The sequence below is a fragment of the Sphingomonas sp. genome, assembly GCF_035317925.1.
Lineage (GTDB): Bacteria > Pseudomonadota > Alphaproteobacteria > Sphingomonadales > Sphingomonadaceae > Sphingomonas_I.
This window is the reverse complement of the sequence record NZ_DATHFV010000129.1, coordinates 1-23,240: the sequence shown is the minus strand read 5'-3', so window position 1 is coordinate 23,240 and position 23,240 is coordinate 1. Positions and strand designations below refer to the sequence as shown.

Here is a 23,240-nt window from a genome sequence, read left to right as displayed (position 1 = left end):
CCGTCGTCGGGTTATGACGCCGAAGCCGAGGCCAAACTCGCCGACGAACATTAATTTCGCAGCGTCAATCTGGAGGGTGCGCCACTAGATGTGGCGCTCCTTTCGTCGCATTTCGCCTATCTGTTGCGCAAAAGACATGTTGCGCCGCAACACTTTCCATGATTCTCTACCCCAAGAGCTGACGTCGCAGGGTTAAAAGCCCGGCAACCATGCCGTGCTTAGCCTTGCAATCTTCTCTGGGCGGGAGGGCAGTATGGGCGTGCAGATGAGGCCAGCCGACGGGGCGATGTCCCTGGCTGAGATGAAAGAGTTTGCGGGTTTCCCCGCAGCGACGCAGCGCTACATCAGGCGGTCGCTGGATATCGGCCTGTCGCGCCAGGATCCGATGACGCGCTGGTCGCGCGACGTGGTCGAAGCCGCCAGCATCAAGGCCCAGTCCCGCATCTATTGCCGCCTCGATCACATCCGCGATCATCTGCCCGATGATAGCGGGCTCGATCAGATGGAGCCTTTCTTCTCGCCCTTGATCACGATCACCGCCTTCGATCTGGGCCAAGGCCGGCTCGAAAGCTTCGCCTCTTACCGTTTCCTCTACGAGCGGCTGATTGGCGGCGGTGTGCGGCCGTGGCTGCCCGGCGCCTTCTGCGCAGCGGCGGCGTTGCCGCACCTTCACCCGGAAAAGCGCCGCGTGCTGCTCCAGTCGATCAGCGAAGCCGCCGCGACCGCGCCCGGCTGGTCGAGCCGTCAGCCCTGTTTCTACCCGGAATGGGTCGACAAGATCGAAGAGCCGCTGCCGAACTGAATTAGCCCGTCATCCCAGCGAAAGCTGGGATCTCATGAGGCAAGGGCACGGCATCTCTCCTGAGACCCCAGCTTTCGCTGGGGTGACGGCCTCAATTGTCGGAACGCCATCGCTTTCCCCGGCGTTCGGCGGCATTGAACGATTCAGAGTCGTCCGGGGAGACCGTCCATGTCCGCCATCCGCCTCACCACCAAGCGCGTCGAGAAGCCGTGGGGGCGGCGCGATCTGTGGCCCGCGTTCGAATCGGTTCCGGCGGGCGGCAATCCGGTCGGCGAAATCTGGTTCGAGGTGCCGGGCGAGAAGGACGGCAGCACAAGCGGCCCGGAGCTGCTGATCAAATATCTGTTCACCAGCGACCGGCTGTCGGTCCAGGTCCATCCCGACGACGCCACCGCGCAGAAGCAGGGCTATCCGCGCGGCAAGGATGAGGCCTGGGTCGTGCTCGCCGCCGATCCGCACGCCTCGATCGCGATCGGCACGCTCAGCCCGATGACGCGCGACGAATTGCGCGCCGCCTCGCTCGACGGGTCGATCGAGCAATTGCTCGATTGGAAGGCGGTCAAGAAGGACGATAGCTATTACACGCCCGCAGGCACGATCCACGCGATCGGGCCGGGCCTGACCGTGATCGAGGTCCAGCAGAATGTCGACCTGACCTATCGCCTCTACGATTATGGCAGCGACCGTGAACTCCATCTCGATGCGGGCGTCGCCGCCAGCAATCCGGTCCCTTATGTCGCGCCCTACAAGGCGCACGCCATTTCGCCGGGCCGCGAAATCCTGGCCGACGGGCCGAAGTTCGTGCTCGAACGCTGGCGCGAGTCGGGCAGCGGAACGCTCAAGAGCGACGGCCGGCCGATCTGGCTGGTCCCGATTTCGGGCAGGGGCCAAATCGACGGCGATACGTTCGAGGCAGGCGGGGTGTGGCTGGCCGAAGGCGAGAGCGCGCTGACGCTCGACGATGGCGCGGACATGGTCGTCGCTTACCCCAAATCGGGCGTGATCCAGGACCTGTGGGGCTGACCCTGCCGACCTGATGCAAGACTGACACAGGTTGGCGCGGGACTCGCTTTCGCCTGTTTCCGACGTTCGGACGAGCACTCATGCCGGGTCCGTTACATAAGACTGTCACAAAAGCGTCGTACCCGATTCTCCGTCGGCCAAAGGGGCCGGTCCAAGGGGAATTACCAATGACAATCCGTCGCACGCTGCTCGCCGGCGCGGGGCTCGGCGCGCTCGCGCTTTGCGCTGCGCCCACGCTCGCCAAGGCGCCCGTCCATCACAAGAAGGCTCCGTCGGCCAGCGCCAACAGCGCGTTGCTGGAGCAGGTCAAGGCTTTGCAGGAACAGATCGCTGATCTGAGCGCACGCCTGAACGTGCAGGAAGCCGCGCAGCGCGAGACCGTCGCCAACGTCAACAACGCCCAGGTTGCCGCATCGAGCGCCGCGACTCAGGCCGCGCAGGCCCAGACCGCCGCCAGTGCCGCGCAGGTTGCCGCGTCCGACGCCAGCAAGGCCGCGACCAAGGCCGTCCCGGCCGCGGTCAAGACCGAGCTCGCCACCTTCTCCAAGGGCAAGTGGTGGGATTCGACCACCGTTTCGGGCCGCATGTATTTCAACTTCTCCAACGTCGACACCAAGGTCAACGGCGTGAAGCCGGTTGGCACGGGTTCGAACAACGGCACCGGCTTCAACATCAAGCGCTTCTATCTGGGCGTCGACCATACGTTCAGCCCGATCTTCGCGGCGAACGTGACGATGGACGTGTCCAACGTCGTCGGTCAGACCAACTCGCAGAACTTCACCTCGACCGGCACGCCCGCGGGTACCAACCTGCCGGGCCTGGTCGGCAAGGGCTTCTACATCAAGAAGGCCTATCTGCAGGCCAAGCTCGATCCGGCCTTCATCGTCCGCCTCGGCGCGGCCGATCTGCCGTGGGTTCCCTATGTTGAAGGCCAGTATGGCTATCGTCATATCGAGAACACGATCGCGGATCGCACCAGCTTCGCCACTTCGGCCGATTGGGGTATCCATGTCCTCGGCGATCTCGCCGGCGGTCTGATCAGTTATCAGGTGTCGGTGGTCGACGGTGGCGGCTACCGCAACGTCAAGGTCTCCAACTCGGTCGACGTCGAAGGCCGCGTGTCCTTGAACTACAAGGGCTTCTACGCAGCGGTCGGCGGTTATTCGGGCAAGCTCGGTAACGACACCGAAGGTGCCGTGACGCCGAACACCGCCAGCCGCGAAGATGCGCTGGTCGGCTACAAGAACAAGCTGTTCAACGTCGGCCTCGAATATTTCCACGCCAAGGATTACAAGAACGTCACCACCGTGGCCGAGGACAAGGCGGACGGCATCTCGGCGTTCGGCAACGTCAACTTCAACAAGACCTGGAGCGTGTTCGGTCGCTACGACTGGATCAAGCCGACCAAGATCACGAACGACAATACCAAGGACGGCTATTACAACGTCGGTATCCAGTGGGAACCGGTCAAGATTGTCGACCTGGCGCTCGTCTACAAGCATGAGCGCGTCCAGGACGGCACGTTCGGCACGCAGAACGGCACGATCGGCGGCGCCAATCCGGCCGGCTCGCTGGTCGGCGGCCGCGGCACCTACGACGAGTTCGGCCTGTTCGGCCAGATCCGCTTCTAAAGGCCTACCATCCTCTCCTAACGACTGGGGCGGTCCGGAAACGGGCCGCCCTTTCTTTTGCCGGGGAGTGGGGGAGGGGCGCTAGCTGCGCACGTCGACGGTGATATTCCGCTGGCGGAATTGCCAATAGATCATCACGCTGAGCGTCGCCGCGTAGAAACACCAGATCGAGGCAAACGCATAATCCCGCACAAGCTGCACGATGCTCAGCCCGATGACGTTGAGCACGCCGTACCAGCGCACGACCTTATGGCTCGACAGCAGCAGCGCACCGCACGTGGCGAGGATGTAGAGCAGCGAGATGAAGAGATTGCCGGTCAGCGGATTGCGATAGGCGATCACGGCATGATCGATGAACACCCGGCTCGGATAGAAGAGCAGGCCCCACAGATCCCACGCGCTCACCACCGCGCCGATCGCGGTCAATCCGATGATCGCGGTGCGCCGCCGGCCGGGCGGCTCCATCAGCGCGACCGCGGCCGGCATCAGGGTCGGCAGCAGGCCTTGCGCGTAGATCGTGAACAGGAAGGAGGCGCGATGCAGCGCGACCTGGCTGATCGTGCCGTCAAGCCCGAGCCAGACCATCCCTTCGGTGAATTGGTGGAAGGCGAACAGCAAAGGCACCGCGGCGAACAGCAGGGTTCGCGGCTCGCGGACATGGCGCAAGGTCGCGACGCCGATCGTAGCGATCACGCCAGCGGCAACGAAGCTGGCGGTAGGCGAGAAGCACATGGGATTTTCCTGGCGATGGAATGTCCGCTGTGCGTCGCGCGCGGCCATTTCGCCACAACTTATGTGCCGGATCGCGCACCGTGGCCGATCTGCAGCCCTTTAGGGCGATCCGGAAAGCCGGACCGCCCTTCGCCGCCGGTGATATTCGTGGCTTACGCGATCGTGGGTACGATTCCGCCCTCGGCCCGAATCGCCGCGCCATTTGTCACGGCAGCCAACGGGCTTGCCAGGAAGGCGACCATCGCCGCGATCTCGTCCGCTTCGATCAGCCGGCGGATCAGGGACAGCGGCCGGAATCGGGTGAAGAATTCCGCCTCGCGCTCGGCTTCCGGCGCATCCTTATTGTCGACCACCGATCGGATGAATTCGACGATGCCTTCCGAGCGCGTGGGGCCCGGCAACACCGAATTGACGGTGACATTGGTGCCGCGCGTCTGTTCGGCGAGGCCGCGCGCAATGGCGAGTTGGGCGGTTTTGGTGGTGCCGTAATGGATCATCTCGCCCGGCGTCAGCAGCCCGCTTTCGCTCGCGATGAAGATGATTCGGCCCCAATCGGCCTCGAGCATCCTGGGAAAATAATGGCGCGACAGGCGGACGCCGCTCATCACATTGATCTCGAAGAAGCGCGTCCAGTCTTCGTCCGTGATCTGGGCGAAGGGCTTGGCTTCATAGATACCGAGATTGTTGATCAGGATATCGACCGACGGCACCGCCGCGATCAGCGCATCCACCCCTACGGCCGTGCCCGGATCGGCAAGGATGCCGCGCACGCGCCCGGCCTTGCCGACCTGCGCAACCGCGGCGTCCAGCTTGTCCTGGCTGCGGCCGGAAACGACGACGTCCACACCCTCGGCGGCAAACCGCTCGGCGATGGCGAGACCGATACCGGCGGTGGAGCCGGTGACGAGGGCGGTCTTCCCCTTGAGTTGCAGATCCATGATCGGAACCTCCTGTTCGTGTTGATCTGGAGATAGGAGATCGCGGCATTGATGATTAGACAGCAGTATAGCACAATGAAAGTTCATTAGAATCATGAATGACACACATGGACAATCGCATCGGCGACATGGAAACGTTCCTGGCGGTCACTAACGGCGGCAGCTTCGCCGCCGCGGCGAAGGCGCTGCGGCTGACGCCGTCGGCGGTGAGCCGCAGCATCGCGCGGCTGGAGGCGCGGCTGGGCGTGCTGCTGATTCAGCGCACGACGCGATCGCTGGCGTTGACGCCGGAGGGCGAATCCTATCGCGATCGCATCTCGGCACTGCTGGCCGAGGTCGACGCGGTCGAGCAGAGCCTGGGCCAGGCGCCAGCCGGGCCGCGCGGCCCGCTGCGCATCAACGCGTCGGTGCCATTTGGCATACATTGTCTGCTGCCGATCCTGCCACCCTTCATGGAAGCCTACCCCGCCGTAACCGTCGAACTGTCTTTATCGGACGCGCTGGTGGACCTGATCGAGGAGCGGGCGGACATCGCGATCCGGATCGGCCCGCTCCGCGACACGCGGCTGCGCGCGAAGAAGCTGGGCCATAGCCGGATGGTGCTGGTAGCGAGCCCGGCCTATCTCGAGCGGCATGGCATGCCGGACGAACCCGGCGACCTCGTCCGGCACGATTGCCTGCGCTTTAGCTTTCGCCGCAGCGTCGACAGCTGGCCGTTCCGGATCAACGGGCGCGTCGTCCAGCGCCCGGTGGACGGCCCGTTCTTCGGCAATTCGGGAGAAGTCGTGCGAGGCATGGCGATCGCGGGCGGCGGCATCGCACGCCTCGCGCGATTTCATGTCGCGGCGGACATCGCGGCAGGGCAGCTGATCGAGGTGCTTGCGCCCTTCAATCCCGGCGACGGCGAGGATATCCACGCTTTGTACGACGGCCACCAGCGCCTTGCGCTCCGGGTGCGCGCCTTTCTGGACTTCCTCGATCGGGATCTGATCCTGGCGGACTGACGCCTGTCGGGCGGACCGCAGAAGAAAAGGGCGGCCCCGGTATCCCGGGACCGCCCTTTGCCTTGTTCGTAGCCTGGAAGCTTAGCGCTTCGAGAACTGGAAGCTGCGGCGGGCCTTGGCCTTGCCGTACTTCTTACGCTCGACCGCGCGGCTGTCGCGGGTCAGGAAGCCGGCCGCCTTGACCGGGGCACGCAGCACCGGCTCGTAACGGGTCAACGCCTGGGCGATGCCGTGCTTGACCGCGCCGGCCTGGCCCGAAAGGCCACCGCCGCTGACGGTTGCGATCACGTCATACTGGCCATCACGCTCGGCGACGCCGAACGGCTGGTTGATGACGAGGCGCAAAGTCGGACGCGCGAAATAGACTTCCTGGTCGCGGCCGTTGACCGTGATCTTGCCCGAGCCGGGCTTGATCCAGACGCGGGCGACCGCGTCCTTGCGACGGCCGGTCGCATAAGCGCGGCCCTGCTTGTCGATGATCTGCTCGCGCAGCGGGACCGGAGCCGGGGCCGGGCCCGACTGCGAGACCGGCGCTTCGTCGGCGGCCGGAGCGGCATCCGTCGTGGGGGTGGCGGCGGCAGCCGGCGCGGAGGCGGCAGGCGCCTCCTGGCCGGTGAGGCTCGCCAGATCGGCGAGGGACTGACGGGTGTCGGACATTATGCGCCCACCTTGTTCTTGCGGTTCATGCCCGCGACGTCGAGGAGCTGCGGGCTCTGCGCAGCATGATCATGCTCCGCGCCCTTGAAGATACGCAGGTTGCGCATCTGCTGGCGGCCGAGCGGGCCGCGCGGGATCATGCGCTCGACGGCCTTTTCGAGCACGCGCTCCGGGAACTTGCCGTCGAGCACCTTGCCCGCCGTGATTCCCTTGATGCCGCCGGCATAACCGGTGTGCTTGTAATAGACCTTCTGGTCGAGCTTCTTGCCGGTGAAGCGAACCTTGTCCGCGTTGATCACGACGACATTGTCGCCGCAATCGATGTGCGGCGTGTAGCTCGGCTTGTTCTTGCCGCGCAGGATGTTGGCGATCAGCGACGCGACGCGGCCGACGACCAGCCCGTCCGCATCGATCAGATGCCATTTCTTTTCGACCGTCGACGGCGTCGCCGACTTGGTCTGCTTCGAGAGCGCCCTCATGGACATGACCCTTGGTTGGTGGGCAGCCGATGCGGCGGGCCCGAAAAACAATCGCGCCGCCCAATCAGGACGGCGCCGATGCGGCCAAATGCGTTCCGACCATCAAAAAGTCAAGCAAATCCGCCTTATTCGCGTGAGGTATTCTAATACCATGGCCCGATTAACGATTAGGACCGGATCGGGATGAATTCCTTAGGCGGCATCGAGGATCGGTGTTAACTTTGTTACGCGGTCATAACAAAGGGAGACCCACCATGGAGAAGATCCTGCTTTGGTTGTTCGGCGTATTACTCGCAGCGGCTTGGCTCTGGATCTACCGATGGGCGGAACATGATCCGATGCATCAGGGCGCGCTGGTCCTTGCCACCATCCTCACTGCCGCCGGCGCCTGCAAGTGCGGCAAGGATTCTACCGGGGGAGAAAAGTAATGTGGGCCTGCTATAAAGCCTGCGTGGCCGAATTCTTCGGCGATCAGCTCGGCTGGCGCGGCGTGATTTGCCTGGTGGCGTGCCTGCTGCTCGGCGCCGTTTCCGGCGCGCTGAGTGGGCCCGGGGCGATTCCGGTCGTCCTCGCCTGCATCGGGGTAACCATTGGCGGCTCGGTGATCACCGGCTTCCTGGCCTGCCTCGGCTTCTGCAAGAAATGAGGGCGGGCGCGCGTTTCGACTGAGGCGCGCGCCGGCTCTCCGGCCCGGTCGCGAATTCAGCGCCGCGAACGCCGCGCACCGGGTTGCTGTGCGCCGACGCCATGCGCCGCCCAGATCATCGCCGCGAGCAACAAAGCCGCGGTCGCCTGGTGCGTCACCGCCAGATCCAGGTCGACCCCGCTCAGCAAGGTCTCGACGCCGAGCGCGATCTGCGCCGCGACGAGCGCCATCAGCACCACCGCGCGACCAGGCCGGCGCGCGCGCCATGACGCTAGAGCGAGCAGGAACACCGCGATCGCCACCGCCCAGGCCCACCAGCGATGCTCGAACTGAACCACGATCGGGTTGGAGGCGAGGTTGAACGACAGCGCCTTGCCCGGCGTCCAGCCGCCCGACGGAAACCATTGCTCGCCCATCTTTGGCCAGGACGCGAAGGCGTAGCCCGCGCGGAGGCCCGCCGTGAACGCGCCGAGCATCAGTTGCGCCGCGAGCATCAGGATCGCGACGAACGGCCACAGCTTGAGCCGGACATTGCGCACGTTACGATCGAGCGCGAACAGATCGAGCGCGGTCCAGATCAAAACCGCATAGATCAGCATCGCCGCGAGCAGGTGGATAGCAAGGCGGAAATGGCTGACTTCGGTCCGCACCTCAAGCCCCGAGGCGACCATCCACCAGCCGATCGCACCCTGCAGCCCGCCCAGGCAGAGGATGAGGAAGGTGCGCCAGCCAAACCCCTTGGGAATCCATTTCTTCCACCAGAAAACCAGCAGCACGATCGCCAGCACGGCGCCGATCGCGCGCGCCAGCAGGCGATGCAGATATTCCCAGAAGAAGATGTGCTTGAAGCCTTCGAGCGTCATCCCGCTGTTAAAGGCGTGATATTGGGGGATCGCCTTGTAGCCGTCGAACGCGCGCTGCCATTGCGCGGCGCTCAAAGGCGGGATCGCGCCCAGGATCGGATCCCATTGCGTGATCGACAGCCCGGATTCGGTCAGCCGCGTGATCCCGCCGACGACCACGATCGCGAACACGAGCGCCGCCACGATGAGCAGCCAGAAGCCGAGCAGACGCGGGCGGGGTTGCGAACGATAGGAACGGGCCACGAGCGGGCTATGGCCTGCGACGGGCCCGGGCGCAATCGCAGGCATCATGGTCATGCCAGGCAGCCGGTTGCGACCGACGGCCGATGAGCCTGGTGACTCAGCGAGGACTTCAGTGTACTGATTTAGATCAAGATTCGCTGGGTTGATGACTTCAATTGGGGGGGATTCATCATGAAGATCTTTTCGCTCGCATGTGCCATTGCCTTCACGCTCGCCGCACCGGCCTTCGCCGCGCCGCCAACCTATCGGTTCACGATCATCGGCGACGACAGCTATTACTTTTATTACAGCTTCGATTTGCCGGTCATGCCGACCTCGACCAGCAACCACATCATCGCGACCCAATTCTCGCTGAACAACATCGCGATCAACACGGTCGCGGACCCGTTCCAGGGAGACGTCTGGTTTTTCACCCAGGCCGAGGGCGGCGGCATCGAAGTCGATACCGCGGGCGATGGCGACGATATCCTGCTCTCCACCAACGGGCCGACGCTTTATTCGGGGAGCGAGCTTCATCCGACTTTCACGACGGGAAGCTTCACGCTCACGGACTGGTTCGACCCCGATGGACCGACGCCGGCGGTGATCCACTCTTACACGTTGACGATCGGCAACGCCGCCGCCGCCCCGCCACCGCCGCCCCCACCGTCCGTACCCGAGCCCGCCTCCTGGGCGCTCATGCTCTGCGGCTTCGGCGCGATCGGCGGGGTCATGCGCGCACGCCGGACGAGCAAGGTCAGCTTCGGCTAACCCGTCACCGAAACGAATCGGGGCGGTTCACAAAGCTTGTAGCGGCCGGCCGCGCGGCCTATTTTGCCGCGATGGTGCACGCCCACGACCACAAGATCGCCGACGGCGCGGAGCTGGAGGCCGAGGCGCAGACCACGCTGGAGAAAGCGGGCGAGCAATGGACGCCGATGCGCGCGTCGGTTTTCTCGGCCTTGGCCGGGTTCGAACGGCCGGCATCGGCGTATGACATCGCCGATTCGATCTCGAAATCGGAAGACCGGCGCGTCGCCGCCAACAGCGTCTATCGCATCCTCGATCTGTTCGTGGCCAAGAACCTCGCCCAGCGGGTCGAGACCGCCAACGCTTATGTCGTCAACGCGCACCCGGCCTGCCGCCACGATTGCATCTTCCTGGTATGCGACGCCTGCGGCCAGACCACGCATATCGACGATGACGCGCTCACCGATCGCGTGCGCAAGGCGGCCGACAGCGCGGGCTTCACGCCCATACGCCCCGTGATCGAAGTTACCGGACGCTGCCGCAACTGCACCGAAAATTGACACGGACTATACAGGAAACTGAAGCGCAGCGGCTTTGCCTTCGCGCGACAACAGCCTAAGTCAGGCCGATGTCTGATCGTCCCGCTACTCCCCTGCTCGACACGATTCACGCGCCCGCCGATCTCCGCCGCCTGAAGCCGGAGCAGCTCCGGCAGGTTGCCGACGAGCTGCGCGCCGAGACCATCTCGGCCGTGTCCTCGACCGGCGGCCATCTCGGCGCGGGCCTCGGCGTGGTCGAGCTCACCACCGCCGTCCACTATGTGTTCGACACACCCAGCGACACGCTGATCTGGGACGTCGGCCACCAGGCTTACCCGCACAAGATCCTGACCGGCCGCCGCGACCGCATCCGCACGCTCCGCCAGGGCGGGGGTCTGTCGGGTTTCACCCGCCGCAGCGAAAGCGAATATGATCCGTTCGGCGCGGCGCATTCGTCGACTTCGATCTCGGCGGCGGTCGGTTTCGCGGTCGCCAACAAATTGTCGGGCAAGCCCGGCAAGGCGATCGCGATCATCGGCGACGGCGCGATGTCGGCAGGCATGGCCTATGAAGCGATGAACAATGCCGAAGCCGCGGGCAATCGGCTGATCGTGATCCTCAACGACAATGACATGTCGATCGCGCCGCCGGTCGGCGGGCTCAGCGCCTATCTCGCCTGGCTGGTCTCGTCCAAGCCGTTCCTGTCGATCCGCGACATCGCCAAGCGGATCGCGCGCCGATTGCCGCGCCCGCTCCATGACGCGGCGCGCAAGAGCGACGAATTCGCGCGTGGCATGGCGATGGGCGGCACGTTGTTCGAGCAACTCGGTTTCTATTATGTCGGCCCGATCGACGGCCATAATCTCGACCATCTGATTCCGGTGCTGGAGAATGTCCGCGACGCGTCGGAAGGTCCGATCCTGATCCATGTCGTGACCAAGAAGGGCAAGGGCTATGCCCCGGCCGAGGCGGCGTCCGACAAATATCATGGCGTGCAGAAATTCGATGTCGTCTCGGGCGAACAGGCCAAGGCGCCGTCGGGCCCGCCCGCCTACCAGAACGTCTTCGCCGACGCGCTGATCCGCGAAGCACGGGCGGACAACCGCATCTGCGCGATCACCGCCGCCATGCCCGGCGGCACCGGCATCGACCGCTTCTCGCAGGCCTTCCCCGATCGCACCTTCGACGTCGGCATCGCCGAACAGCATGCCGTGACCTTCGCCGCCGGACTTGCTGCGCAGGGCATGAAGCCGTTCTGCGCGATCTATTCGACCTTCCTGCAGCGCGCCTACGACCAGGTCGTCCATGACGTCGCGATCCAGAATCTGCCGGTCCGTTTCGCGATGGACCGCGCCGGGCTGGTCGGCGCGGACGGCGCGACCCATGCCGGATCGTTCGACCTGGCCTATCTGTGCACCCTGCCAAACATGGTGGTGATGGCGGCAGCCGACGAGGCCGAGCTGACCCATATGGTCCACACCATGGCGGCCCACGAAAAGGGGCCGATCGCGGTCCGCTACCCGCGCGGTTCCGGCACCGGAATCGCGATCCCGGATCAGCCGCAACGGCTCGAGATCGGCAAGGGCCGGATCGTGCGCGAGGGCAAGACGGTCGCGATCCTCTCGCTCGGCACGCGGCTCGAGGAAGCGCTCAAGGCCGCCGACCGCCTGGAGGCGCAGGGCCTGTCGACCACCGTCGCCGATCTGCGCTTCGCCAAGCCGCTCGACGAGGCGTTGATCCGCAAGTTGCTGACGACCCACGAGGTCGCGATCACGGTCGAGGAGGGATCGGTCGGCGGCTTCGGCGCGCATGTGCTCACGCTCGCCTCGGACGAAGGGCTGATCGACAATGGGCTCAAGCTGCGCACCTTGCGGCTGCCCGATCGCTACCAGGAGCAGGACAAGCCCGAGCGCCAATATGCCGAGGCCGGGCTCGACGCCGACGGCATGGTTGCGACCGTGCTGGGTGCGCTTCGCCACAATGATCTCGGGGTGGGTGTCGCCGGGTGAGGATCTGGCTGCCGCTGGCCGCTTTGCTGCTGACCGGTGCGGCACCGGCGGCGGACCCGGCCGCGTCGATCACGGTCGAGGTTTCGGGCGTGCGCGCGGCCACGGGCATGGTCCGCGTCAGCGTGTGCCCGCGTGACTTGTTCCTCGGCAATTGCCCCTGGTCGGCATCCGCGCCCGCCCATGGCGGGATCGTGACGGTGGTCGTGCCGGACGTGCCGCCCGGCCGCTATGCGGTCCAAGCTTTCCATGACGCCGACGCCGACAGCAAGCTCGCGCGCAACTGGATCGGCATTCCGCGCGAGGGGATCGGCTTTTCCAACGACGCGATGGCGCATCTGACCTATCCGCGCTTTTCGGTCGCCGCTTTCAATCATGGCGCGGCGGCGCAGCACATCGCCGTGACGGTGCGTTACTTCCTCGGTTGAAGAGCCGTACCGGCCCGCACCCCCACGCACGGCATCCCACGAAGTAATACTTCGTGGGGACCCCGACGGCCTCCCAGTCAGGCTATTCTATGGGAGGCCGGGTGGGGGTGCGGGCCGGTGCGGGACCCCATCAAGAGCCGTTTCGCGATGGCGCGTGGAGCCCGCTGATGATCGGGGTGAGCAGCAACACGGCGAGCCCCGCGATCACCACCGCGATCAGCCTGTCCTGCACATAGATACTGGCCCAACCGAAAGCCCCGGCCGCGACCAGCAGCGGAATCAGGATCAGTATCGCCACGACCAATCGTCCGGTCGCGGGCTGAGCGGCACGCGCGCGCATCGGCAGCGCATCGAGCATCGCATCGATGACCCGGCGTTCGGCCGGCGAAAAGCCGGCCGCGATCAGCGACGGCGCCACGTCGCGGCGATAGCGGCCGAGCATGGCGTAAAGCCGCAACGCTTCCAGCCGCGGCTCGCTTTGGCGGGTGCCAGGGCGATGCGCCTGCGCGTCACGCCGCGCGCGCAGGATAAGTTCGCGTTCGACCGCGCCCAGCCGGATTTCGCGCACCGGCGCGCGCTCCGCCAGCCCCAATGCCTCGTTCGCCGCCGCGTCCCAATAAGCCATCGCCCAATCCCTTCCGGCGCCGCCAAGTGCGGCGTCCGATTCGGGTGTGGATTAGGGCGCGCACCGTCGAGCGGACGTCAGGCGCGCGTGAAAGCGGCGTGAAAAGCGCGGCAGCGCAGCGGATCGTCGCCGGAAAACCGACCGTGGGGAACGCCTTTCCGGCGGCTTATTCGCTCTTGCCGGGCTTGGTATAGGGCACGAAGTCGCCGAGATTGGCGAAGCCGCGTTCCATCCGGGTCGATCGGTCGAGCAGCTTGATCTGGTCCATCCGGCATAATTGCGAGCCGTAGACATATTGGACCGGGATATCGTCCTCGCGCAGCATCTCCGCGCCGTTCGGCCGGTTGACGTACAGCTTGCCGCCGATCCCGCGATAGACGATCGCGGTGCCGTCGATGATCGTCGATCCATCCGACTGCGACAGCGCGATGCATTGCACGGGCTTACCGGGGACAAGGCCGGCAACCTGCTTGGCGAGTTCGGCCTCGCCGCGTTCCTGCGTCGATTGGCGCGCCAGGGCCGGTGTAGTGACCAGCAGGGCGGCCAGGCAGAGGGGGAGGGTACGCATTTCACGTCTCCGATGTCGTTCTGCGACCGTTCTATCATGGCTGACTGAACCGCAGATGAGCCCGCTGCAGACCGGACAGGCTTTCGGCCTTGGCAACCATATTCGCGCCCGGTTCCTCAACTTATCGCGGATAATTAACCATCGAGCCGCGTTTGTGGTAAGGAAATGCGTGTGAAAACGGTTCCCCGGCGCTTTTCGGGTTGCCAGAGTCCTGAAGAACAGCCTTAACATTCTGTTTATAGTCTTGTGGATAAGTGCTGACGTGCCATCGATGCTCGCCTTGTTGATTCCCTTCGGCCTCGCCTTTGGCGGGCTGGCGGCTATCGGCGCGGTCGCGGGCATCGTCGCGGCGGTGTTGTGGCGGCGCCAGGACGCAGCCCGCACCTCCCGCGAAATCGCCCCCGCGCTTCCCGCCGTCTCCAGCCTGGCCGATGATCTGAGTGACGCGGTCACGCGCAACGAATTCTTTCTGGTCCACCAGCCCAAGATGCGCGCCCGTTCGGGCGAGGTGATGGCGGTTGAAACCCTGGTGCGCTGGCGCCATCCGACCCGGGGTCTGATCGGTCCCAACGATTTCATCGCGCTCGCCGAAGAGCGCGGCGAGATGCGGCGGCTGACCGAATACGTCATCCGTCAGGCGATCGTCGAGCAGGCGAGCCTCGCGTCCTGCGGCCACGCGCTGACCTTCAACGTCAATATCTCGGCACGCGTGTTGCCGGATCGCGATTTCGCCGAATGGGCGCTCGCCACGGTCAGCGCCGCCTCCGGCCCGATCGGGTTCGAGATCACCGAGACCGCGATGATCGCCGATCCGGAAGGCGCGCTTCGCAACCTGCACCTGTTCGCCGACGCCGGCATCAAGATCGCGATCGACGATTATGGCGCCGGCCTGTCGAGCCTGGCGTACCTGAAGCAGCTGCCGGCGCACGAGCTCAAGATCGACCGGATGTTCATTTCCGGCCTGTCGTCCAGCCACCGTGACCCCCTCTTGGTGCGCTCGACGATCGACCTTGCCCACGCGCTCGATATGGAGGTGACGGCCGAGGGAGTCGATTCGCCCGCAGCGCTGGCTTTGTTGAAAGTCATGGGATGCGACGTGATCCAGGGATTTCTGATCGCGATGCCGATGGCGCTGGGCGACCTGCGCGCCTTCCTTGATGCGCGCGAAGACGCGACACCGGAAGCTTCCTTGGGATTCAATTGGTTAGGCCGGGCGGGCCGGGCGGGATGATGCCGCTGTAACACTTTTGGTAACAACCGCCGCTAAATGGTTAACAACGCATTAATAATGCTTGAAAAGGGGTTTACGATTTAGTAACTCTTTCGTCGACGCGTGGCATTTTGCCGTGCAGGCGACGGAGAGTTTATGTTCAAGGCTTCCAAGGTTCTCGGCATCACCACGGTTCTGGCGATGGCGGTGACGGCAGCAGCGCCTGCATTCGCGATGGACAATATCCGTCCGGTCAAGCCGTCGATGGACAACATCCGTCCGGTTCGCCCGTCGATGGATAATATCCGTCCGGTCGGCCCCTCGATGGACAATATCCGTCCGGTTCGTCCGTCGATGGACAACATCCGTCCGGTTCGCCCGAGCTAAACTTCGGCCTCTCGGAATTCTAAAAAGGCGCGCCCGACCGGCGCGCCTTTTTTATTGCCCGCAACTCCCGGCTGTCATTTCCGTGGCGGCCTCGTAACAAGGCGAATTGCGCCCGCGTGTCGAAAAGCGTTAACCTGCCGGCGCTACGGACCGCCAAGCGGTCGATTAGGAGCGAAATGAGCGGGCTGGTCGCAAGGATGGCGGCGCTTTCCCTTGCCGTTGCAGGCGCGTCTTACGCGCAGGCGCAGCTGGGCGATTTCGACCGCGCGGCGGAGGCCGTGCATGTCGAGATCATGGCCAATCCGCAAAAGGCGTTGGTCGACGCCCAGGCCCTGCGCAAAAACCTCGGAAAATATTCGCTGAGCCAGCCGCCCGCAGCCGCCAAGGCGAAGACGGCGTGGCTTGAGGCGGAGGCACTGATCAACCTCGACAAGCCGCGCGAAGCCGCAGCCGTGATCGCGTCCGAACTGCCCTCCATCACCGCCCTGCAGCCCGATTCCGCCGTCCGGGGCGAACTGATCCTGGCGCGCGGCGGCACCGCGCAGATGCTGGGCCGCCTGCCCGATGCACTACGCGACAACCAACTGGCGTTCCGCGTGTTCGGCAAGGCCAATGCGGCGCGCGGCCAAGCGATCGCGCTACAGAATATCGCGGCGATCTATTCCAATGCCGGCGATTACGAGACCGCGATCACCTATAACCAGCAGTCGATCGATACTTATTCGCGCGATCCGTTGCTGCTGCTGTCCGCCTATAACAACCTTGGCAACGCCTTGTTCGAACTGGGGCGCTTCGCCGATGCCCAGGCGCGCTACACGCAGGCGCTACGCTATGCGGAGCAATTACAGAGCGCGCTTCTCCAGGCGCGCATCCTGCAAAACCTTGCCAAGGCGCAGGCCAATCTCGACAATTTCAACGGCGCCTCGGCGTCGTTGGCGCGCGGCTTTACGATCACCCAGTCGGGCCCGGCCGCGGCGTGGCGGCCCGCACTGAATGGCATGGCGGCTTTGGTCGCGCTCAAGCGCAACGATCTCGATCGCGCCGCGAACCTGATCGAATTGGCCTTTACCGGGGCCAAGACCAGCGACGCGGCGATACCTTTGCTCGATCTTCATCGCACGGCGTACCAAATCTATCGCCGGCGTGGCGACGAGGCCAAGGCGCTCGAGCATTTCGAGGCGTTCAAGAGGCTGGATGACGAACAGCGCTCGCTGGCCGCCTCCGCCAGCGCCGCGCTGATGAACGCCCGCTTCAATTTCACCAATCAGGAATTGCGCATCCGCGATCTGCGCGCCGAGCAGGAAAAGGCGCGGGCGCGCTTCCGCAATCGCATGCTGCTCGCCTTGCTGTCGGCGGCGGCGATCATCTCGACCATGCTGCTGATCGGCTTCCTGTCGATCCGGCGCAGCCGCAACCAGGTGCGTGCCGCCAACACCACGCTGAGCACAACCAACGTCGCGCTGGAAAAGGCGCTCGCCGCCAAGACCGAATTCCTTGCCACGACCAGCCACGAGATCCGCACGCCGCTGAACGGCATCCTCGGCATGACCCAGGTCATCCTGGCGGGACGCGCGCTCGACCCGACGCTGCGCGGCCGGATCGAGCTGGTCCACGGCGCGGGCGAGACGATGAAGGCTCTCGTCGACGACATCCTCGACGTCGCCAAAATGGAGACAGGCGAGCTGCGCATCCAGACCGGCGAGATGGATCTGAAGCGCCTGCTCGAAGATGCGGTGACGGTGTGGACCGGCCAGGCGGAAACCAAGCGGATCGGGATCGAATTCGATCTTGAGCACTGCCCCGGCAAGATCATCGCCGACGAGGTGCGGTTGCGCCAGATCATCTTCAACCTGATGTCAAACGCGATCAAATTCACCGATCGCGGCCAGGTCCGCCTCGCGGCCTTGTCCGAAGAGGATGAGGACGATGGCCAGGAACGGCTGGTGATTCGGGTCGCCGACAGCGGCATCGGCATTCCCGCCGACCGGATCGAGGATATTTTCGAATCGTTCCGCCAGGTCGATGGCGGCGTCACGCGCCGACACGGTGGCACCGGCCTCGGCCTCGCCATCTGCCGCAGCCTGGCGCGCGCGATGGGTGGCGACGTCGAGGTTACGAGCACATTGGGTGCGGGATCGACCTTCACGCTGACCTTGCCGCTGGAGCGTGGTGCTGCCGAGATCGCGCGGGCCGATCGCCCGGCGGCGACCAGCCTCACTACCGCCGAATTGCTGATGATCGAGCCCAATCCGCTGGGTCAGGGCATCATGCGCGCCTTGCTGGCGGGCGAATGCGCCAATGTACAGTTCGTGATCGATGTGCCCGCCGCGCTCGAGGTGCTGGCCAAGGGTGGTATCGATCATGTCATCGCAGAAGGCTCCGCGCTCGGGCTCGATCCGGCAGGAGCGGGCGAGCTTGCCGCCGCCTGCGCCGCGGCCCAGACGCGCCTCACCTTGCTATGGCGCGAGCCCACGCCTGAGTTGCTCGTTGCATTTGCGGAGCAGGGCGTGACACATGTGGTTGCCAAGCCGATCAGCGCGCCTGATCTTCTCTCCGAAATGAATAGAGTCTATGGCCAACCAATCGCGAGCCGGAACATTGCGGCATGAACGGCTCTGCGGCGGAGGCAGTGTAGGATGAACATCCTGTTCGTCGAGGACGATGCAATGAACCGCCGCGTGGTGCGCGACATGCTGACGGTCGCGGGCGCGACCATGGACGAGGCGCATGACGCCGAGAGCGGCCTGCAGATGATCGAAGAGCGTCAGTACGATATCGTGCTGATGGATCTGCGCATGCCCGGCATGGACGGACTCACCGCGATCAAGCACATCCGCGCGCGCACCGACGAGAAAGCGGGCGTGCCCGTGATCGTCGTCACCGCCGACACCGCACTCGACATCTGCCGCGACTGTATCGACCAGGGTGCCGACGAGGTGATCCTCAAGCCCGTCGCCATGAACAAATTGTTCGACGCGATCGGCCGGCTGATCGCGCGCGGCAACAGCCGGATGATGCTGAACTAGGGCGGTCCCCGGCCCGTTCTTGGGCCGCTTCGCTGCGAATGCCTATTTGGGCAGGGGAATCGACCAGGCCTTGCCGGTGCCGCGTTCGGTGAACCAGAGCATATCGCCGTGCGGCTCGACCGCCGTCGGCACCCTCAAACCCTCCCTGAGCATTGTGACATGCGCGATGTCGCCCTGGATCGTCAGAGCATCCACCTTGCCCGCCCCATTTTCGGCAAGGAACAGCTTGCCTTCTGCCGCCCGCATGCCGTCCGGCCCTTTGACCGGGGCATCCATCCAGATGTCCACCGGCGCGCCCGGCTTGCCGGACGCGTCCACGGGAATGCGGTAGAGCTTGTTGAAAACGACGTTGTTTACATAAAGCACGCCATCCAAAAAGGTGATGCCGTCGATGCCCATCAACACGCGGTGTTCCAGAAACAGCTCGGGGGCCTGCGCGCCGGGCGCCAGGCGGTAGATCTTCGCGTTCGCGGTATCGGTGATGTAAAGCGCATGATCGGGGCCGACGCTGAAATCGTTGCAGGTCGAGTTCTCGCCGGGCAGGGTCCAGCGCAGCTTTTCCTTGCCGGACTTGAGGTCGAAGCCGCGCAGGCTGGTGTGCCGGATAACCGGCTTCGTGTCCGGCACGGGCGTCAACTGGCACGTCCAGAGCGTATCCGAGGCGGGGTCCGCCAATTGGCCGAAAAAGAAGGTCCCCGGCCCTTCGGCGCTCGCGTCCACGAAGGTTTCGGCCGTGGCCGAGCCCCGCCTGACCAGATAGACATAAGGCGAGTTGGCGCTGCCCGCGATCAGCGCCCCGTCCGGCCGCAACGTCAGGCTTTCCGGCTGGGACTTTTCGTCATGGACGAGGATTTCGGCGGGCGTTGCGGCCTGCACCGAAGCACCGAGCAAGGCCAAGGCCAGCACCGTCACGCGGATCATGAATTCCTCCCCTGTCTGAATCTTACTTTTTAGAGTCGTCCAGGCAAGTTGAAAGACGGATCGGTAGAGACCCTATCGCCGCTCCGCGAAGAACTCCCGAAGCTGGCCTGCCGCCTCCTCGGCACCGATCCCCGGATAGACTTCGGGCCGGTGGTGGCAGGTCGGCTGCTGGAAGAATCGGGGCCCGTGCGCGACCGCGCCGCCCTTGGGATCCTCCGCTGCATAATAAAGCCGCGCGATTCGGGCATGCGCGATCGCACCGGCACACATCGCGCACGGCTCCAGCGTGACCCACAGATCGAGACCATCGAGCCGCGACTGGCCGAGCGCCTCGGCCGCCCTGCGAATCGCCACGATTTCGGCGTGCGCGGTCGGATCGTTGCCGGCGAGCATCATGTTGGCGGAAGTGGCGATAATCTCCTCGCCGCGTGCGATCACCGCGCCGACCGGCACCTCGCCCGCCAGGGCGGCTTCGGCGGCGAGATCGAGCGCACGCCGCATCGGGACGGGGAGAGGGAAGGGCATGGCCCTCCCTTAGCGGCAGTACGGCTCAGGCGCGAGCGAGCAGGGTCGGACGCAACACCACCGCCAACGCGAACAGGATGCCCGGTACCCAGAACAGGGCGGTCAGCAGCGTGCCGATCCAGAATTCGAGACCCAGCCCGCGCGCGAGGAAGATGCCGAGCGGCGGCAGCAGGATCGCCGCGATCACCGCCGCCACGCTCGGCCGATCCATTATTGTGCCTTGTGGACGGCGACGGTCGGAACCGCGACGGTCTTCTGAACGGTGCCGACCTTGGGCACGTCCACCGTTTCGTTCCTGGTGCCCAGATCGACGCTGCCGACATTGGCGGCGACGGTCGGGGCCTGACCACCCTCGACGCTCACCTTTGGCAGCGAGCCGGGGGTGCTGTGCAGGTTCACGAAACCAGTCGCGACCGCGATGATCGCGATCACGACAATGATAGCCAGGATGGTGACAACCGCACGCATCGTATCTCTCCCACTGTTCTGTTGCCGAGCTAACGTACGTTAATCGACTCGGTTGCATGACGGGCCGGGGCTCCAGCGGGCTCAACCGCGCGCGCGGCACCGGAAAACGCCGCTTTTGCCCTTGCGACCTTGACGAATTGGGGCGGCACCGCTATCGGCGCGCTCTTTCCAGACCATTGATTTCAGGATTTCAGCGCATGGCGCGTATTTGCGAGCTGACCGGCAAGGGCCGGCAGGTGGGCCACAATGTGAGCCACGCCAACAACAAGACCAAGCGGACGTTCCTGCCCAACCTGCAGAACGTGACTTTGATCTCGGACAAGCTCGGCAAGGGCGTGAAGCTGCGCGTCTCGACGCACGGCCTGCGTTCGGTCGAGCATGTCGGCGGTCTCGATAATTGGCTGACCAAGGCCAAGTCGGAAACGTTGTCGCTGCGCGCGCGTCGCCTGAAGCGCGAGATCGAAAAGGCGTCGGTGGCCGCCTGAGCCCCGACCCGGTGGGCTCTATTGAACAGAGCCTGATTCACGTCATCAGCGGAAGCGCACGGCGCTTCCACCGATAACGATCAGGCTCTAGCGCCCGCGCTTTCGTCTAAATGCCTGAGCCGCCAAGATTAACGGCGGCTAACACAGCCATTCAGTCTCCACTCAGCGGCAGGACCGCATAAGCCTCCTCATGGCGGATGTATCGCCATGAGTTCGAGGAGAGTGGTATGCCGTTCGGGACGCTCAAGCTGGCCGGCGCCGCGGTGATCGCGGCTGCGCTGCTGGCGCCGACCGCGGCGAGCGCCCAATCTTACGGCACCCCCGCGCCTTATTATGGCGACGGTTACGGCCATGACCGTGACCGCACGCGCGATCGCGACGGCTATGACCGCCAGGGCTATGCGCGCGATAGCTACGATCCGCCGCCACCCCCGCGCCGGGCCGATTATCGTCGGCCGCGCGAACACTGCGACCATGGCAGCGCCGGAACGATATTGGGCGCGATCGCGGGCGGTCTGCTCGGCAATGCCGCGATCGGCCGTCACGGCAATCGTGCGGCGGGTACGCTCGCCGGCGCCGGCGCCGGCGCGCTGGTGGGCCACGCCGCCGACCGCGACTGCGATTGATCCCCTTTTTATAGAGACTTCTCCCGCGGTCCCCTCGGCTGGGGAGAAGACGGCGCGCAAGCGAGCGATGCGCCCAGAGGAGCGGTTAATCCGCGTCGAACAGGCCCGCCAGCTGCTCGACCATTGTGCCGCCGAGTTGCTCGGCATCCATGATCGTGACCGCCTTCTGATAATAGCGTGTGACGTCATGGCCGATGCCGATCGCGACCAGCTCGACCGGCGAGCGCGTCTCGATCCAGGCGATTACCTGGCGCAGATGCCGTTCAAGATACGAGCCGCTGTTGACCGACAGGGTCGAATCGTCGACCGGCGCACCGTCCGAAATCACCATCAGGATGCGCCGCTCCTCCTGCCGCGCGATCAGCCGGCTATGCGCCCATAACAAAGCCTCGCCGTCGATATTCTCCTTGAGCAGCCCCTCGCGCATCATCAGGCCGAGGCTCTTGCGCGCGCGGCGATACGGATCGTCGGCACGCTTGTAGAGAATATGGCGCAGATCGTTGAGCCGCCCCGGCGCCGCCGGTCGCCCCGCCTGCAGCCACGCTTCGCGCGACTGGCCGCCCTTCCAGGCGCGGGTGGTGAAGCCCAAAATCTCGACCTTGACCCCGCACCGTTCGAGCGTGCGCGCGAGGATGTCGGCGGAGATCGCCGCGATCGAGATCGGCCGACCGCGCATCGAGCCCGAATTGTCGATCAAAAGCGTCACCACCGTGTCGCGGAAATCGGTGTCGCGCTCGATCTTGTAGGACAAAGAATGCGCCGGGCTGACCACGACCCGCGCCAGCCGCGCGGCGTCGAGCAGCCCTTCTTCCTGGTCGAATTCCCAAGACCGATTCTGCTGCGCCATCAGCCGGCGCTGGAGGCGGTTGGCGAGCTTGGTCACCGCGCCCTGGAGATGGATCAGCTGCTGGTCGAGATAAGCGCGCAGCCGCGTCAGTTCCTCCTCGTCGCACAATTCGGTCGCGGTCACGACCTCGTCGAAGCGGGTGGTATAGGCCTTATAGTCGAGGAAGCCGGGCGAATCCGCGGTCGGTCGGTTCGGGCGGACGGGCTGCATGCCTTCGTCGCCATCATCGCCTTCCTGGCCGTCGCCCTCGAATTCGCCTTCCTGCGATTCGCGCGTCTCTCCGGTCTCATCGTCCTCGGAGGTCGAATCGGAGCGGACGTCCATCTGGCCGTCGGCTTGGCCGCCGGGCTGGTCCTGATCGTCCTCGCCCTCTTCGCCCTGGTCGGGCTCTTCGCCGTCCTCGCCCGAAGATTCTTCGGGCTCGGTCGCCTCGGGCTGCGCCTCGATCAGTTCGAGATCCTCGAGCAGCCGCGTCGCCAGCCGTGCGAACGCGCTCTGATTGTCGAGCGTGAGCCCGAGCGCGTCGAGATCGGCGCCGGCTTTCTCCTCGATCCAGTCGCGCACCAAAGCGAGCCCGCCCTCGGCGATCACTGGCGGCTTCTCCCCGGTCAGCCGCTCGCGCACGATCAGGCCGAGCGCGGAGGCGAGCGGCACTTCCGCCCGCGTGCGTGCGCGCGTCAGCGAATCGGAGCGCAGCCGCATGTCCAGCGCATGGGCCAGATTGGCGCGGACACCGGCCATGGCGCGCGCGCCGAGCGCCTCGACCCGTGCCTGTTCGACCGCGTCGAACACCGATCGGGCGTTGGCATCGGCGGGTGCGGCCCGCGCGTGC

The 23,240-nt window shown here is 65.0% G+C and carries 28 protein-coding genes; 16 read left to right on the top strand and 12 right to left on the bottom strand.

All coding sequences use genetic code 11. The annotated features are described in order from the left end of the window. The first annotated feature begins 253 nt into the window (after positions 1-253). The 3 genes from VK533_RS09695 to VK533_RS09685 all read left to right on the top strand — a co-directional run bounded on the left by VK533_RS09695 (position 254) and on the right by VK533_RS09685 (position 3,456). Positions 254-802 carry a hypothetical protein gene (locus tag VK533_RS09695; RefSeq protein WP_324376867.1) on the top strand — a complete coding sequence of 183 codons (549 nt, stop codon included), beginning with the start codon at positions 254-256 and terminating at the stop codon, positions 800-802. 168 nt (positions 803-970) lie between these two features. After that, on the top strand, positions 971-1,825 hold the full coding sequence (locus VK533_RS09690) for a class I mannose-6-phosphate isomerase (RefSeq protein WP_324376865.1): 855 nt from the start codon (positions 971-973) through the stop codon (positions 1,823-1,825). 167 nt (positions 1,826-1,992) lie between these two features. Continuing rightward, complete coding sequence (locus VK533_RS09685) at positions 1,993-3,456, top strand: hypothetical protein (RefSeq protein WP_324376863.1); 1,464 nt, start codon at positions 1,993-1,995, stop codon at positions 3,454-3,456. A gap of 81 nt (positions 3,457-3,537) precedes the next feature. Here the strand turns inward: VK533_RS09685 and VK533_RS09680 are convergent, their stop codons facing one another. Both VK533_RS09680 and VK533_RS09675 read right to left on the bottom strand, forming a co-directional pair. Next, complete coding sequence (locus tag VK533_RS09680) at positions 3,538-4,236, bottom strand: DUF6629 family protein (protein WP_324376861.1); 699 nt, start codon at positions 4,234-4,236, stop codon at positions 3,538-3,540. A 104-nt stretch (positions 4,237-4,340) separates the two neighbouring features. After that, positions 4,341-5,126 (bottom strand): SDR family oxidoreductase, encoded by a 786-nt coding sequence (locus tag VK533_RS09675; RefSeq protein ID WP_324376859.1) that lies wholly within the window; start codon positions 5,124-5,126, stop codon positions 4,341-4,343. 107 nt (positions 5,127-5,233) lie between these two features. Here VK533_RS09675 and VK533_RS09670 point away from each other — a divergent pair, with 107 nt between their 5' ends. Beyond that, entirely contained in the window at positions 5,234-6,130 is an 897-nt protein-coding gene (locus VK533_RS09670; RefSeq protein WP_324376857.1) for a LysR family transcriptional regulator, read from the top strand. Between the two features lie 81 nt (positions 6,131-6,211). Here the strand turns inward: VK533_RS09670 and rpsI are convergent, their stop codons facing one another. Beyond that, complete coding sequence (gene rpsI / locus VK533_RS09665) at positions 6,212-6,787, bottom strand: 30S ribosomal protein S9 (protein ID WP_324376855.1); 576 nt, start codon at positions 6,785-6,787, stop codon at positions 6,212-6,214. Continuing rightward, positions 6,787-7,266, bottom strand: coding sequence for a 50S ribosomal protein L13 (gene rplM, locus VK533_RS09660; protein WP_324376853.1), 480 nt, complete (start codon positions 7,264-7,266; stop codon positions 6,787-6,789). Before rplM ends, rpsI begins: the two co-directional genes overlap by 1 nt. Positions 7,267-7,520: 254 nt before the next feature. Between rplM and VK533_RS09655 the strand changes: the two genes are divergently transcribed. Together VK533_RS09655 and VK533_RS09650 are read left to right on the top strand one after the other, a co-directional pair. Next, on the top strand, positions 7,521-7,694 hold the full coding sequence (locus VK533_RS09655; protein WP_324376851.1) for a hypothetical protein: 174 nt from the start codon (positions 7,521-7,523) through the stop codon (positions 7,692-7,694). 23 nt (positions 7,695-7,717) lie between these two features. After that, positions 7,718-7,912, top strand: coding sequence for a hypothetical protein (locus VK533_RS09650; RefSeq protein ID WP_324376849.1), 195 nt, complete (start codon positions 7,718-7,720; stop codon positions 7,910-7,912). 56 nt (positions 7,913-7,968) lie between these two features. On the opposite strand, the gene VK533_RS09645 is transcribed toward VK533_RS09650, so the two are convergent. Further along, positions 7,969-9,072 carry a COX15/CtaA family protein gene (locus VK533_RS09645; protein ID WP_324376847.1) on the bottom strand — a complete coding sequence of 368 codons (1,104 nt, stop codon included), beginning with the start codon at positions 9,070-9,072 and terminating at the stop codon, positions 7,969-7,971. Positions 9,073-9,189: 117 nt separating this feature from the next. Between VK533_RS09645 and VK533_RS09640 the strand changes: the two genes are divergently transcribed. From VK533_RS09640 to VK533_RS09625, 4 genes are all read left to right on the top strand, one after another. Then, positions 9,190-9,768, top strand: coding sequence for a PEPxxWA-CTERM sorting domain-containing protein (locus tag VK533_RS09640; protein ID WP_324376845.1), 579 nt, complete (start codon positions 9,190-9,192; stop codon positions 9,766-9,768). A 71-nt stretch (positions 9,769-9,839) separates the two neighbouring features. Then, positions 9,840-10,307 carry a Fur family transcriptional regulator gene (locus VK533_RS09635; protein ID WP_324376843.1) on the top strand — a complete coding sequence of 156 codons (468 nt, stop codon included), beginning with the start codon at positions 9,840-9,842 and terminating at the stop codon, positions 10,305-10,307. A gap of 68 nt (positions 10,308-10,375) precedes the next feature. After that, entirely contained in the window at positions 10,376-12,295 is a 1,920-nt protein-coding gene (dxs, locus tag VK533_RS09630; RefSeq protein ID WP_324376841.1) for a 1-deoxy-D-xylulose-5-phosphate synthase, read from the top strand. Beyond that, positions 12,292-12,720: a DUF2141 domain-containing protein gene (locus VK533_RS09625; RefSeq protein WP_324376839.1), complete on the top strand. Its 429-nt coding sequence runs from the start codon at positions 12,292-12,294 to the stop codon at positions 12,718-12,720. Before dxs ends, VK533_RS09625 begins: the two co-directional genes overlap by 4 nt. A 130-nt stretch (positions 12,721-12,850) precedes the next feature. On the opposite strand, the gene VK533_RS09620 is transcribed toward VK533_RS09625, so the two are convergent. Both VK533_RS09620 and VK533_RS09615 read right to left on the bottom strand, forming a co-directional pair. Continuing rightward, entirely contained in the window at positions 12,851-13,345 is a 495-nt protein-coding gene (locus VK533_RS09620) for a hypothetical protein (RefSeq protein ID WP_324376837.1), read from the bottom strand. 166 nt (positions 13,346-13,511) lie between these two features. Then, complete coding sequence (locus VK533_RS09615; protein WP_324376835.1) at positions 13,512-13,913, bottom strand: hypothetical protein; 402 nt, start codon at positions 13,911-13,913, stop codon at positions 13,512-13,514. A 271-nt stretch (positions 13,914-14,184) separates the two neighbouring features. On the opposite strand from VK533_RS09615, the gene VK533_RS09610 reads away from it, so the two are divergent. The 4 genes from VK533_RS09610 to VK533_RS09595 all read left to right on the top strand — a co-directional run bounded on the left by VK533_RS09610 (position 14,185) and on the right by VK533_RS09595 (position 18,536). Then, on the top strand, positions 14,185-15,144 hold the full coding sequence (locus tag VK533_RS09610; RefSeq protein WP_324376869.1) for an EAL domain-containing protein: 960 nt from the start codon (positions 14,185-14,187) through the stop codon (positions 15,142-15,144). A 135-nt stretch (positions 15,145-15,279) separates the two neighbouring features. Next, on the top strand, positions 15,280-15,510 hold the full coding sequence (locus VK533_RS09605) for a hypothetical protein (RefSeq protein WP_324376833.1): 231 nt from the start codon (positions 15,280-15,282) through the stop codon (positions 15,508-15,510). 176 nt (positions 15,511-15,686) lie between these two features. Further along, a complete protein-coding gene (locus VK533_RS09600) occupies positions 15,687-18,119 on the top strand; it encodes an ATP-binding protein (protein ID WP_324376831.1) in 2,433 nt (810 codons plus the stop codon). Between the two features lie 27 nt (positions 18,120-18,146). Further along, complete coding sequence (locus tag VK533_RS09595; RefSeq protein ID WP_324376829.1) at positions 18,147-18,536, top strand: response regulator; 390 nt, start codon at positions 18,147-18,149, stop codon at positions 18,534-18,536. Between the two features lie 42 nt (positions 18,537-18,578). On the opposite strand, the gene VK533_RS09590 is transcribed toward VK533_RS09595, so the two are convergent. From VK533_RS09590 to VK533_RS09575, 4 genes are all read right to left on the bottom strand, one after another. Then, positions 18,579-19,457 carry a hypothetical protein gene (locus tag VK533_RS09590; RefSeq protein ID WP_324376827.1) on the bottom strand — a complete coding sequence of 293 codons (879 nt, stop codon included), beginning with the start codon at positions 19,455-19,457 and terminating at the stop codon, positions 18,579-18,581. 72 nt (positions 19,458-19,529) lie between these two features. Continuing rightward, a complete protein-coding gene (locus VK533_RS09585; protein WP_324376825.1) occupies positions 19,530-19,982 on the bottom strand; it encodes a nucleoside deaminase in 453 nt (150 codons plus the stop codon). A gap of 25 nt (positions 19,983-20,007) precedes the next feature. Then, a complete protein-coding gene (locus VK533_RS09580; RefSeq protein WP_324376823.1) occupies positions 20,008-20,193 on the bottom strand; it encodes a YqaE/Pmp3 family membrane protein in 186 nt (61 codons plus the stop codon). Further along, on the bottom strand, positions 20,193-20,450 hold the full coding sequence (locus VK533_RS09575; protein WP_324376821.1) for a hypothetical protein: 258 nt from the start codon (positions 20,448-20,450) through the stop codon (positions 20,193-20,195). Before VK533_RS09575 ends, VK533_RS09580 begins: the two co-directional genes overlap by 1 nt. A 197-nt stretch (positions 20,451-20,647) precedes the next feature. Here VK533_RS09575 and rpmB point away from each other — a divergent pair, with 197 nt between their 5' ends. Both rpmB and VK533_RS09565 read left to right on the top strand, forming a co-directional pair. Continuing rightward, positions 20,648-20,935 carry a 50S ribosomal protein L28 gene (gene rpmB, locus VK533_RS09570; RefSeq protein WP_324376818.1) on the top strand — a complete coding sequence of 96 codons (288 nt, stop codon included), beginning with the start codon at positions 20,648-20,650 and terminating at the stop codon, positions 20,933-20,935. A gap of 227 nt (positions 20,936-21,162) precedes the next feature. Beyond that, a complete protein-coding gene (locus VK533_RS09565) occupies positions 21,163-21,561 on the top strand; it encodes a glycine zipper 2TM domain-containing protein (protein ID WP_324376817.1) in 399 nt (132 codons plus the stop codon). An 85-nt stretch (positions 21,562-21,646) separates the two neighbouring features. On the opposite strand, the gene cobT is transcribed toward VK533_RS09565, so the two are convergent. Continuing rightward, positions 21,647-23,240: cobaltochelatase subunit CobT (cobT, locus tag VK533_RS09560; protein WP_324376816.1), on the bottom strand; the 1,594-nt coding region annotated here is incomplete at its 5' end.